General features: G+C 41.3%; 12 protein-coding genes. 1 reads left to right on the plus strand and 11 read right to left on the minus strand.

Features of this window, described 5'->3' with window-relative positions; all coding sequences use genetic code 11:
- Window positions 1-6: 6 nt before the first annotated feature.
- The 9 genes from AMD01_RS17265 to AMD01_RS17305 form a co-directional block, all read right to left on the minus strand.
- Window positions 7-1,752 carry an acyl-CoA dehydrogenase family protein gene (locus tag AMD01_RS17265; RefSeq protein ID WP_053402694.1) on the minus strand — a complete coding sequence of 582 codons (1,746 nt, stop codon included), beginning with the start codon at window positions 1,750-1,752 and terminating at the stop codon, window positions 7-9.
- Window positions 1,749-2,477 (minus strand): 2-phosphosulfolactate phosphatase, encoded by a 729-nt coding sequence (locus AMD01_RS17270; RefSeq protein ID WP_053402695.1) that lies wholly within the window; start codon window positions 2,475-2,477, stop codon window positions 1,749-1,751. The genes AMD01_RS17265 and AMD01_RS17270 overlap by 4 nt, the downstream gene beginning before the upstream one ends.
- Before the next feature lie 10 nt (window positions 2,478-2,487).
- Entirely contained in the window at window positions 2,488-3,543 is a 1,056-nt protein-coding gene (locus tag AMD01_RS17275) for a phosphotransferase family protein (protein WP_053402696.1), read from the minus strand.
- A gap of 2 nt (window positions 3,544-3,545) precedes the next feature.
- The gene (locus AMD01_RS17280; RefSeq protein ID WP_053402697.1) at window positions 3,546-3,971 is read right to left on the minus strand and encodes an acyl-CoA thioesterase; all 426 of its coding nucleotides are present in this window, start codon (window positions 3,969-3,971) and stop codon (window positions 3,546-3,548) included.
- An 11-nt stretch (window positions 3,972-3,982) separates the two neighbouring features.
- Window positions 3,983-4,762, minus strand: a complete 780-nt coding sequence (locus AMD01_RS17285) for an enoyl-CoA hydratase (RefSeq protein WP_053402698.1) — start codon at window positions 4,760-4,762, stop codon at window positions 3,983-3,985.
- Window positions 4,762-5,640 (minus strand): 3-hydroxyacyl-CoA dehydrogenase family protein, encoded by an 879-nt coding sequence (locus AMD01_RS17290; RefSeq protein WP_053402699.1) that lies wholly within the window; start codon window positions 5,638-5,640, stop codon window positions 4,762-4,764. The genes AMD01_RS17285 and AMD01_RS17290 overlap by 1 nt, the downstream gene beginning before the upstream one ends.
- A 59-nt stretch (window positions 5,641-5,699) precedes the next feature.
- Entirely contained in the window at window positions 5,700-6,275 is a 576-nt protein-coding gene (locus tag AMD01_RS17295) for a TetR/AcrR family transcriptional regulator (RefSeq protein WP_053402700.1), read from the minus strand.
- A 68-nt stretch (window positions 6,276-6,343) separates the two neighbouring features.
- Window positions 6,344-7,117: an SDR family oxidoreductase gene (locus tag AMD01_RS17300; protein ID WP_053402701.1), complete on the minus strand. Its 774-nt coding sequence runs from the start codon at window positions 7,115-7,117 to the stop codon at window positions 6,344-6,346.
- Window positions 7,118-7,132: 15 nt separating this feature from the next.
- Window positions 7,133-8,356: an acyl-CoA dehydrogenase family protein gene (locus AMD01_RS17305; RefSeq protein ID WP_053402702.1), complete on the minus strand. Its 1,224-nt coding sequence runs from the start codon at window positions 8,354-8,356 to the stop codon at window positions 7,133-7,135.
- A 217-nt stretch (window positions 8,357-8,573) separates the two neighbouring features.
- Here AMD01_RS17305 and AMD01_RS17310 point away from each other — a divergent pair, with 217 nt between their 5' ends.
- On the plus strand, window positions 8,574-9,068 hold the full coding sequence (locus AMD01_RS17310; protein ID WP_053402703.1) for a CarD family transcriptional regulator: 495 nt from the start codon (window positions 8,574-8,576) through the stop codon (window positions 9,066-9,068).
- Between the two features lie 98 nt (window positions 9,069-9,166).
- Here AMD01_RS17310 and AMD01_RS17315 read toward each other — a convergent pair whose 3' ends face one another.
- Window positions 9,167-9,367, minus strand: a complete 201-nt coding sequence (locus AMD01_RS17315) for a cold-shock protein (protein ID WP_053402704.1) — start codon at window positions 9,365-9,367, stop codon at window positions 9,167-9,169.
- 667 nt (window positions 9,368-10,034) lie between these two features.
- Complete coding sequence (locus tag AMD01_RS17325) at window positions 10,035-11,561, minus strand: NCS1 family nucleobase:cation symporter-1 (RefSeq protein WP_053402706.1); 1,527 nt, start codon at window positions 11,559-11,561, stop codon at window positions 10,035-10,037.
- Between the last annotated feature and the right edge of the window lie 323 nt (window positions 11,562-11,884).

The raw sequence follows: 11,884 nt of genomic DNA on the forward strand, positions 1-11,884 counted from the left end.
TCCCCCTTAGCACTTGTAGTGGTTCGCTTCATATTGAGCCGCAGCAATGTTACGATTTACCGTAATCATATCTTGAAGCTCTATTTTACCAATCGTTTCACGGAAAAGACGGAGTAACTCTTTCTTATCCTTTCCTTTCGCCAAATCATTCACAAGACGTCTTGATAACCCATCTACTTCTAATATGGTTTGTTCCATCAGTGCTGTCGTTAAAGCTGCCTTTAATTCAGATGAAGGGTCTTTTTCCATACGCAACCATGCCGATTCAACCGCATAAAGCGCAATCGCCATATTTGATAGATTCATTAATACTTCCTGCTCTTGCACCAGACGCTCTCCAAGCGTTTGATGAGCTAATCCTGCACAAATTAAGAAAACGTCTCGCAGTAGTGCGATCTTATCTTTCATTGGCATTTCTGAGTCATTCCCTGCTTCTTCACGCAAATGATTAAATGCTTCTTGGATGACGCTCTCTAACTGAAGCTCACCTTTTTGAACTTTTCGGAAGAGATGTGTGGGCAGTAAAAGACGATTAATTTCATTCGTTCCTTCAAAGATGCGGTTAATACGAGAATCACGGTACATTTGTTCAACCGGATACTCATTTATAAACCCTGCCCCGCCGTGCAATTGAAGTGCTTCATCTACTACATAATCAAGCGTTTCAGATCCGTATACTTTACACACCGAGCATTCAATCGCGTATTCACTGAGCGCCTTGGCAACTTGCTTTTGATCATCGGTCGTATACAAACCACCTAACACATCCTCTAGTAGTCCTGCTGTACGATATTGCAGTGACTCCGCTGCATAAATACGCGTTGCCATCTTCGCCACCTTTTCCTTTGTAGCCGCAAAGTCTGCAATCGATTGACCAAACTGCTGACGTTCTGTCGTAAATTTGAGGGCTGTTTCTAACGCATACTTGGATGCCCCCATACAGGCCGATCCTAGATTAAAGCGTCCTAAGTTCAGCACATTCAGTGCAATATGATGTCCCTTTCCAATTTCCCCAAGTACGTTCTCGACCGGAACGAGACAGTCTTCTAGAATGACAGAGCGTGTCGATGATCCTTTAATTCCCATCTTCTTTTCTTCAGGGCCGAGCGATAGTCCGGGGAAATTTTTCTCTACGATAAATGCGGTAAAGTGTTTTCCGTCTACTTTTCCATACACGATGAACGTATCTGAAAATACCGCATTCGTAATATAAATTTTCGTTCCATTTAATACATAGTGAGTTCCTTCTTCATTTAAAACAGCGGTTGTTTTGGTTGCTAGCGCATCTGATCCTGCACTAGGCTCTGTGAGGCAATAAGCACCTAGATATTCGCCGCTTGCAAGCTTTGGCAAATAGGCTTTCTTTTGTTCAGGGGTTCCAAAGTAGGTAATAGGCAATGTGGCAATGCATGTATGGTTGGAGTGAGCAACACCATATCCGCTCGTACGGCCAATCACTTCACCGACGAGACCTTTGCTAATCTTGTCTAAGCCAAGACCTCCGTATTCTTCTGGTATGCTGTGCGCCAGAAGACCAAGGTCTCCTCCCTTTCGTAGCAGCGATACAATGAGATCAATATTTTGCGCTTCGATTTGTTCTTTATGAGGATCTACTTCTTTTTCAATAAATTGTTTGGCCGTTTGAGCAATCATTTTGTGCTCATCCGTAAAATCTTCTGGAGTAAAAATACCTGTGGATTCTGTTCCTGCATATAAAAAATGACCACCTGCTACATTTGACTTCGTCTTCATTTCATTCTCTCCTTTGCCGCAATAATTTTTTCTCCATCGAATATCGGCACGATGGGGTACTTATTAAGTTCAGCAATTTCATGAATTTCCTCTTCAAAGCCATAATTCATTAGCATCTGTCCCACTCTTGAGCGAGATAAAATGGTTTCCTTTTGTTCCTTCATTTCTTCATAAAATAGTAGTGAAGCAAGAGCAGCATCTGTTAGTTCCGCGCTTTCGCACAACATGTTCAGTGATTTCACTATGTAACCAGCCCCTAAAAAATCCTCCAAGCAAAAATGGTCAGAAGAGCCTGAACATACAACAAGAACTGTATCCTCGGAATGGAGCGTGGCGATTTTTTTCGCTACTTCTTCTCCGTTTAACAGAGACGCTACATACACACATTTGGCATGACGACTTTTTCGGACTGCTACCGTCCCATTTGTTGTCGATAAAATGATTCCTTGTCCACTTACCTTCTTTTTCAAGAGGGTTGGGTTGGGGTCCAAAAAGCCTTCAATCGTCTTTCCTTCGTATTCCCCTACTAATAGAGCATTTGGATAAGACACAAATGTTTCTTTCGCCTCTCGCTCATTGAGAACAGGAATAACATACGTTGCTCCCTCCGCTAACACTGCTGTAATGGTGGAGGTTGCTAGTAATATATCTAGCACCACCACCACTTTTCCTTCCGTCATAATCGGGTTAATTTCTTCTTTTTTTAATAGCACGTGTATTTTCATAGATGTTTCCTCATTTTCGTATACTCGTTTCTAACGCATGTCCAATTAATGTGCGGACAAAGGTTCCAAAGTGCTCAAACCGCTTGTCATTTGTCTGCCCTTTTTTATAGCGGTAATAGATTTGCTGACAAATGACCGCAAGCTTAAAGTAAGCAAACGTTTCATAGTAGGAAATATTTGACACGTCCCGGTTGCTTTTCTTTGCATAGCGTTCAATAAATTCACTTCGTGAGTAAAAGCCGTCTCTTACCGTTACAGGCGGTTTACCGAACCCTTTTTTGAGCATCGGTGGGTCACTGTCCTCCATCCAATAGCCAAGTACCACGCCTAAGTCTGCAAGCGGATCTCCAACGGTCGCCATTTCCCAATCGAATACGCCCGTCATTTCATTTAAGTCTGGTGTAAACAGCACGTTATTTAACTTGTAATCATAATGAATAACAGTCGCCTCGGTGTTAACGGGAATACGTGATGCAAGCCATTTTACGAGCATATCTACCTCGTTAATCTCATCGGTTTTTGATCGCTCGTAGCGCTGAATCCAACCATGAACCTGTCTTTCCATGAAGCCGTCTGGTTTGCTTATATTCACAAGCTCTGTTTTTTTATAATCCACTTCATGTAAGGAAACAAGCGTATCGACCATTAATTCAGATACGTGTTGATTAATACGAATGCTCTCCTCAACGGTAGCGGGAAATTCGGTATCAAGCGTTACGCCATACTTGCGTTCCATGATAAAAAATGGCGCTCCTACAATCGAAGAATTATCTGAGAATATATAGGGCTTTGGAACGTATGGAAAAAGCGAATGAAGGGAATGTAAAATTCGATATTCTCTCTCCATGTCATGAGCCTTAGGTGCAACAGGACCTAGCGGAGGACGGCGAAGAACAGCTTCCCACTCTCCTATTTTCAACGTATATGTTAAATTCGAAGCCCCTGTTCCGAATTGCTCAATCACTAGGTGATCAGAAGAAGGAAGAGATACATTTTCTTGTAAAAATTGTTCCAACTTTTTCGTATCTAATTCCTCACCTTTTCGTACGGGAATAATCTGCGCCATTCTTACACACCCTTTTCTAACGGTTCGTCCTCATAATCGTACCGGGCAAGCATTTGTCTTAATCCTTCTGGAATGCGTTCGCTTTTTTGATGAATAAAGTTGAAATACACAACAATGGCCTGTCCATCAGCAAGTACTTCACCCGTCTTTTCCCTTCGAATGACGTGGTGAAGATTCATGCTGGTATTTCCAATGTTTTTCACGGTCGTTTCTACCGTAATTCTTTCATCAAAGTACGTCTGACCTCGAAAATTACACTGTGTTGAAGCCAAGATATAGTGCCAATTTGAAGCAGAATCTGCAAATCCAAGCGTTTTAAAAAAATCGATGCGTGCTTCCTCAAAATAAATGAAGTAGCTGATATTATTGATATGACCTAGCGCATCTGTTTCTTGTAATCTAGTCGTAATCGACGTGAGATGCTTCATACATACCCTCCTTATTTGTGAGAGAACACCGGTTGACGCTTTTCAATAAATGCTGAGACGCCTTCTTTAATATCATCTGTTTGAAACACCTCTTCAAACAGTTCCACTTCACGCTGTAAGCCTTCTTTTAACGGTACGCCAAGGCCATCGTCTACAGCCTTTTTGATACGTGATAGAGACTGTAAGGAATGACGCGTGATTTTACTCGCCAATACTTTTGCTTTGTCAACCGCTTCACCGCTTCCTACCACATAATTAACCAACCCTACTCGTAGCGCTTCTTTTGCCGTAATTGGCTCACCCGTATACATCATTTCCTTTGCCTTTTCCTCTCCAACTACACGAGGGAGACGCTGTGTTCCACCTGCTCCTGGGAACAGTCCTAGTTTTACTTCAGGAACGCAAAGCAAGGCGTGCTCCTCTGCAATACGCATATCACATGTCAAAGCAAGTTCTAGCCCACCGCCAAATGCCATTCCGTTCAGCGCAACGATCGTTGGCTTAGGAAAGTCATCAATTCGATTTAATACCGCATGCGTTTCTTCGAACGAAGCCCGTGCATGCGGATGTCCCATTAACTGTGGAAACTCCTTAATATCTGCTCCTGCGACGAACGCTTTTTGTCCTTGTCCCGTTAATAATACTGCTACTACTTCTTCATTTGTCTCAAGTTCTTTGAACGCCTGATCTAACTCCTCAATTACCTGCTTGCTCATTACGTTTAGCGGTGGATTTTGAATCGTCACAATTCCTAAACGATTTTCAACTTCTACTTTCACTAATAAACCCATTAGTTTTTCACTCCTTCTTTCTTGTATTCATACCAGCCTTTTCCTGTTTTCCGGCCAAGTTCGCCCGCTTTTACTTTTTCTTCAATACACGCAGCAGGCTTGTCTAATGGATCATTCGTCTCTGCATAGCGCTGCTCCATAACGAAATAGCCGACATCGATTCCCGATAAATCCATTAGCTCAAACGGTCCGATTGGATGATTGAGTGCTTTTCGACAGATCGTATCAATATCCTCAAAGCTTGCATAGCCATTTTCATATAAATACACGGCTTCACGTTGCAGAGCACCTAAAATGCGGTTGGCGATGAATCCCGATATTTCTTTTTGTAACAACACGGCTGTGCGGTTAATGTTTTTCGACACTTCCATTGTTTTTGCAGCCGTTTCATCAGACGTTTGTTCACTTTTTACGACTTCGACGCAATCCATGACTAGTGGTGGGAAAAAGAAATGCATATTTACCACCTTATCAGGTCGTGTCGTTGCCTCTGCAATAAGGGAGTTCACAATCGTTGAGCTATTGGAGGCAAGAATAGCATGCGAGGGCGCTAGCTCATCAAGCTTTTGGAACACTTCTCTCTTCACATCTAGCTTCTCCACCACCGCTTCAATCACAAAGTCAGCTTGCTTCACGGCTTTTTCAAGGCTCGTCTGAAATGAAAGGCGGGAAAAAGCCGCTGCTTTTTCATCTTCAGATAACTTGTTTTTTAATACCCATTTGTTCATAATGGTTTGCAAGCTTGCCTCCGCCTTTTCTAAAGCGCTTTCATTTACATCTTGAATAATCGTTTCATAGCCACCAAGCGCGCAAAGCATCCCAATTTGATGCCCCATTTGTCCTGCTCCTACTACACAAATACGTTCGATTGTACTCATCTTCTCCCATCCCTTCTTTTAACTAACCAGTTAGTATGTGAAAGTTATGCATTCCTTCTTTATGAAGGAATGCTACTCTCAATTCCTTCTAATATGAGCTTTAGAAAGACTGTCGAAACGCCCTCCTCGTTTAAGCGACCGCCCGGTTCAAACCAAAAATAGCTCCAGTTGGTCATTCCGAGAATGGCTAGCGCCGTGACGGATACGTCAAGATCCTGTTTAAACTCACCTGCTCTTACGCCTTCTTCAAGAACCGTTTGAAAATGAAGTCGAAACTCGTCTCGTTTTTGAACAATTTTTTCTAAATTTTCGTGCTTAAGATGCTTCATTTCGCGAAAAAACACTTTGGCGCTCAAGCCTTCTCTTTCAATGCCTTGAATCGTAATATACACGAGATCATAAAGCTTTGTTTTCCATTGTTTCGATGAATCTTGCAAAATTTCCTTCTGCTTCTCTAACAATTTATTAATATAGTGAAGATGAATTTCCATCAGCACTTCTTCTTTGCTTGTGAAATAGTAATAAAACGTTCCTTTTGTTACTTCTAGCGCGTCTACAATATCTTGAATGGACGTTTCTTTAAACCCTTTCTCTCCAAATAATAGGATACTCTTTTCGAAAATTCTGTCTTTCATTCTGATAGCCTCACTCATCTAGTCATTTGTCTACCAGTATATCATATGACTATTAATTGAAAGAGTACTTAAAGCGCATGCGTACCTCCGTCCACCACAAGCGTATGACCGGTGATAAAATCAGAAGCCTTTGAAGCAAGAAAGACCGCTGCACCTTTTAAATCATCGTCTCCACCAAAACGTTTCAGTGGCGTCATATTAAGAAAATAATCTTTTCCATGTTCCATGATGACATGAGACATTTTGGTTGGGAAAAATCCTGGCGCAATGGCATTCACTTGAATGTTTGCTTCTCCCCATTTAACCGCTAAATCTTTCGTAAAAGTAATAACAGCTCCTTTGCTCGTATTGTAAGCAATCGTATCCATGTAGCGCGGATCTGTTCCCGAAAGACCTGCAATAGAAGCAATGTTAATAATTTTTCCTGACTTTTGTTTTAACATATGCTTTCCTACTGCTTGACTCATTAAAAAGGTTCCCGTTACGTTTACGCTCATGACTTTCTCCCATGCTTGGAGGGGCATGTCCGCTACAGGAGCTCCCCACGTAGCACCGCTATTGTTCACCAATATATCAATGCTCCCAAATTTAGCGACGATTTCTGTGACGGCTTCGTTCACTTCTTCTGGATTCGAAACGTCACAGCGAATCGCCATCGCCTCTACGCCCGTTTTTCCTAGCTCTTCTGCTACTTGCTGACAGGCCTCAATTTTTCGTGAACATACGACTACGTTTGCACCTGCTTCTGCCAGTGCCTGAGCCATTTGAGCCCCAATTCCACGACCTCCGCCTGTGACAACAGCTGTTTTTCCCTTTAAATCAAATAATGACTGCACGTGCATCCCTTATTCCCCCATTCAGACACGCTGTAGCTGTACATCGTGTTTTTTTAATTCTAATCGCGCGATTTGCGCGCGATGAACTTCATCAGGTCCATCCGCAAGACGCAGGGTACGCGCGTTTGCCCAATGAGCAGCGAACGGTACATCTTCACTCATACCAGCGGCACCAAATGCTTGAATGACGCGGTCTAATACGCGAAGCGCCATGTTTGGCGCTACGACTTTGATCATGGCAATTTCTGCTTTCGCTTCTTTATTTCCGACCGTATCCATCATCGCAGCAGCCTTTAAAGTTAATAATCTTGCTTGTTCAATTTCAATGCGTGAGTCGGCAATCCATTCGAGTACAACACCCTGTTTGGATAGTGGTTTCCCGAACGCAACCCTTTTTTGTACACGCTTACATAATTCTTCAAGCGCACGTTCTGCTGATCCAATGAGTCTCATACAGTGGTGAATGCGCCCTGGTCCTAGACGTCCCTGCGCAATCGCGAATCCTTTTCCTTCATCCCAAATGATATTTGAAGCCGGTACACGAACATTATCATACGTAATTTCTGCATGACCATGTGGCGCATGATCATAACCAAAAACAGGAAGCATTCGCTCAATTGTTACTCCTTGTGTATCAAGCGGAACGAGAATCATTGCCTGCTGCTCGTGGCGAGGCGCTGAGGAATCTGTTTTCCCCATCACAATCGCAATTTTACATCGCGGATCTCCTGCTCCTGATGACCACCACTTACGGCCATTAATAACGTATTCATCACCATCTCGAACAATACTGGCCTGAATATTCGTCGCATCACTTGACGCAACATCTGGCTCGGTCATCGAAAAACAGGAGCGTATTTCTCCGCGTAAAAGCGGCATTAACCATTCTTCTTTTTGCTGCGGGGTCCCGTACCGTTCAAGAACCTCCATATTACCTGTGTCAGGCGCATTGCAGTTAAATATTTCAGGAGCAATCATTGATCGTCCCATAATTTCGCATAAAGGCGCATATTCTACATTTGTTAATCCTGCTCCAAGTTCACTATGAGGTAAAAACAAATTCCATAACCCTTGTTGTTTGGCCTTCTCTTTTAGCTCTTCCATGAGAGGCGGTATAGACCATCTGGTCGATTGTTCATTTAACGATTCCTCGATGCGAGCTTCATTTGGATACACATGCTCTTCCATAAATGTTGTTAACTTTTCCTGTAGCTGAATGACCTTTTGTGAATACGAAAAATTCATTTTATCACTCCTCCAAACTAACTAACCGGTTGGTATGTACTACACCAATATCATACAATGTTTATCAAAAATATACAAATAATATTCTGAATATTTACATTTTAATTCCGAATTGCATTCTACCGCCTTCTATCTGTTGACTTTCAAAGTTATAAAATGTTATTATAATTAATTTTGATATTATTTATTTTTTATGATATGGTTAAGTATAGATTAATTGGAGGTGGCTTATTTGTTTCAAATTGGTGATCATATTTTTTACCCCATGCATGGCGCTGGGACGATTGAAGCAATCGAAGACCGTGAAATATTAGGTGAAATACAGCAATATTACATTATCAGAATGCCTGTGAATGATATGCAGGTCATGATTCCAAAAAAGAAAATTGAAACTGCCGGAATTCGTTCCGTTGTCGATATTCAACGACTTGACCAAGTAATGGCAATTTTTGATGACGCCGATTGCGTTACATTACCTTCATGGAAACAACGCTACCAAACAAATTTGGAAAAAATGAAAACAGGCGATATGCAGTCTTGCGCTGAAGTAGTTCGCGACCTCTCTCACCTTCATAAATCCAAAGCGTTAAACTCTAGTGAAAAACACATGCTTGAAAATGCCCGAAAAGTATTGATAAGTGAATTAGGTCTTGTAAAAGGGATGTCTCAGCATCAAGCTACAGAACTATTGAGCACAAAAATCCGCCTCTAGTGTGTAACCTTACCTCCATTATCACTGCACATGTTTCAATATTAAACAATAAAAAAAGGCTACTAACCATTTGGTTAGTAGCCTTTTTAAATATCAAATTAAAGTTTTACTACGTTAGCAGCTTGGTCGCCACGGTTACCTTGAGTGATGTCAAAGCTTACTTTTTGACCTTCTTCAAGAGTTTTGAAACCTTCACCAGTGATAGCTGAGAAATGTACGAATACGTCTTCTCCACCTTCAACTTCGATGAATCCAAAACCTTTTTCTGCGTTAAACCATTTTACTGTACCTGTGTTCATGTTTCTACCTCCGAAAAATATACATTAAGATTTATACTTACTAACTATAAAGCATTAAAGAAAGATTCGCATGCTATCACGGATTACATGTCATTGGAAATATAACCCCTCATAACATGCGAATACTAACTACCGATATAATGTCTTTAATAAGTACATCTTGATACTACCATAACTATTTTTTAAAAGCAATGCTTCTTTGACATTCTTTGATATTTACATGGGGTTTTTTCACTATTTTAAGAGATACGGCTTAGAATAGTGAAAAACCTGCTGTTTTCAACGATTTCTTGGCTACTTAATCCGGTGATGTTCAAGAAATTGTAATGAATTTAAGCCCCCACCTTTTAAACTTCCTCTTTTCACGTGTTATACTAAACAAAGTTGCTTAAATTGAACGTCGCTTTATTGAAGGAGAGAAAATATGTCACGAAGTCTTACTTTCGGTATTTTATATATTTTTATTGTAGGGTTAGTCTTTCCCTTTTTAAAAGATCAGTCATTAGTAGTTAGTTTTATTCTATTAGTTCTTATTTATCTTATTCTACGGTGGGTGTTTAGCCGCTTTCCAAATAGGAACAAAAAAGATGAACAGAATCACATTAAAAAGAAATAAAACAGCAAAAAGGATCGCCCTTCTCTAGTAGAAAGGCGATCCTTTTTGCTGTTATTGAGAGATTCCTGGCTGAGACGACTGATCGTTGCTCGGTGGTACCGCAGTGTCGACAGAAGTAATCTGCTCATATTCCCCTGCTTTTAACACGCTTTTATCTTCTCTCATTAAATACGTATAGGCAATGATTGAGATGAATAACCCGACGGTCCATGCATTTTCCCAAAGAAAATGTAGAGGTGCAACAACGAGTCCTAAAGCAGGAATAAGTACACCAATAATTAAGGCGTAAATACCGTTTTTATTATAGCCACTCGAATAGCTGTAGCGTCCATTCGGATCATACAATTCTTTTAGCGACATTTGTCGCTTTCGAACAAGCCAGTAATCAGCAATCGCAATTCCATCAATTGGTCCTAGTAACGCTCCATACGTTCCTAACCACCCAAATATATAGTTACCGAAATTGGACATAATGTACCAAGGCTGTAGCAAGATTGCAAAAAGTCCTGTAATTAATGCCCCCATCGCAAACGTAATCCGTCTTGGGTTCAAGTTCTCAATTGCACGAGCAGGCGCTACTACGTTGGCTCCTACGTTAATCGTAAGAGAAGAAAGTACAATTACAACGGTTCCTAAAAAGATTACAAACGGAGGGAACTTTGCAATGAGCTGAACAGGGTCCCATAGCGCTTCGCCAAAAATAACGATGGTTGCAGACGACACGGCAATGCCAATGAATGAAAAAATACTCATTGTCAGTGGAAGAGACAACGTTTGTGCCACCATCTGCGATTTTTGATTTCTGGCATATCGACAAAAATCAGGGATGTTGAGGGCAAGAGTCGCCCAAAACGCAATAACGCCTGTCAATGCTGGAAAGAACACTTTCAAAAAAGCGCCCGTTGTTTCAAATTTTGATGGTGTTTCTAAAATCGGCCCCCAGCCACCGGATCGAGTAAACGCCCATATAAGTAAAATAATTGCTGATACTCCTACTACCGGTGCTGAAATGGCGCCTAAAACTTTAATAGCCTGAGGTCCTTTGTATGCTACCCCTACATTTAAGAGCCAAAATAGCGCAAAGATGATGGCTGTATGTCCAGGTAAGTTAGCCCATCCGGAAAAAGAAGCCGCCAAAAGGGTGTCAATGGCCCCGGTTCCGATCCATGTGTTAATTCCAAACCATCCTGCTGCCACAATAGCTCTTGCCATCGCGGGAATATGAGCGCCCTTATCTCCAAACCAAAGCCGTGCAAAAACCGGATAAGGAATACCAAATTTTGTTCCGGCATGCGAGTTTAACAAGATCGGAATAAGGACAATAACGTTTCCTATAAAGATGGTGCCAATGGCCTGCCACCAATTCATTCCAAGCGTAATCATTCCACTTGCCATCGTATAAGCTGGAATACATAAACACATCCCAATCCACAGCGTCGCAAAGTTAATTCCCTTCCATGAATGTTCAGCAAAAGTGGTCGGACGCAAGTCTTCATTCCACAGTGAACTTGTACTGAGCTCTGCCGCAACCTCATCTGTTAACGTCACTATTCCCTGTTTCTCCACCTGTGTTTTCATCGTAAACCTCCTCTTTTCATCCATCTCTTGACTAAAATTGAAATAGATTTTGGTGATGTTCACTCCTTTATTTTTTAAATTTTCTGATTTTTTAAGCCGTGTATTTCTCAAACTCAGTAGCTTGATTCATTATAGCGCACGGAAGCTATTCCTCCATCGGACATAATGTAAAATCTTTTTTGCTGTTTCCTTCTCTTTTGTAGCCATAATGTCACTATTTATAGGTTATTTGATAGCTCTCCTGACATCTCGGCTTTAAAAATCCTTGTACACGATGATAAAAAGATACCGAATCGGGGAATAGTATCAAAAAATAGAAAAAA

This window comes from Priestia koreensis (genome assembly GCF_001274935.1).
Classification (GTDB): Bacteria; Bacillota; Bacilli; order Bacillales; family Bacillaceae_H; genus Bacillus_AG; species Bacillus_AG koreensis.

What these genes read in the sequence shown, in the direction of transcription:
- AMD01_RS17315 (WP_053402704.1), bottom strand. Translation starts at nt 9,367, where the DNA reads ATGAACACAGGTACAGTAAAATGGTTTAACGCAGAAAAAGGTTTTGGA.
- AMD01_RS17270 (WP_053402695.1), bottom strand. Translation starts at nt 2,477, where the DNA reads ATGAAAATACACGTGCTATTAAAAAAAGAAGAAATTAACCCGATTATG.
- AMD01_RS17285 (WP_053402698.1), bottom strand. Translation starts at nt 4,762, where the DNA reads ATGGGTTTATTAGTGAAAGTAGAAGTTGAAAATCGTTTAGGAATTGTG.
- AMD01_RS17275 (WP_053402696.1), bottom strand. Translation starts at nt 3,543, where the DNA reads ATGGCGCAGATTATTCCCGTACGAAAAGGTGAGGAATTAGATACGAAA.
- AMD01_RS17305 (WP_053402702.1), bottom strand. Translation starts at nt 8,356, where the DNA reads ATGAATTTTTCGTATTCACAAAAGGTCATTCAGCTACAGGAAAAGTTA.
- AMD01_RS17295 (WP_053402700.1), bottom strand. Translation starts at nt 6,275, where the DNA reads ATGAAAGACAGAATTTTCGAAAAGAGTATCCTATTATTTGGAGAGAAA.
- AMD01_RS17265 (WP_053402694.1), bottom strand. Translation starts at nt 1,752, where the DNA reads ATGAAGACGAAGTCAAATGTAGCAGGTGGTCATTTTTTATATGCAGGA.
- AMD01_RS17280 (WP_053402697.1), bottom strand. Translation starts at nt 3,971, where the DNA reads ATGAAGCATCTCACGTCGATTACGACTAGATTACAAGAAACAGATGCG.
- AMD01_RS17290 (WP_053402699.1), bottom strand. Translation starts at nt 5,640, where the DNA reads ATGAGTACAATCGAACGTATTTGTGTAGTAGGAGCAGGACAAATGGGG.
- AMD01_RS17300 (WP_053402701.1), bottom strand. Translation starts at nt 7,117, where the DNA reads ATGCACGTGCAGTCATTATTTGATTTAAAGGGAAAAACAGCTGTTGTC.
- AMD01_RS17325 (WP_053402706.1), bottom strand. Translation starts at nt 11,561, where the DNA reads ATGAAAACACAGGTGGAGAAACAGGGAATAGTGACGTTAACAGATGAG.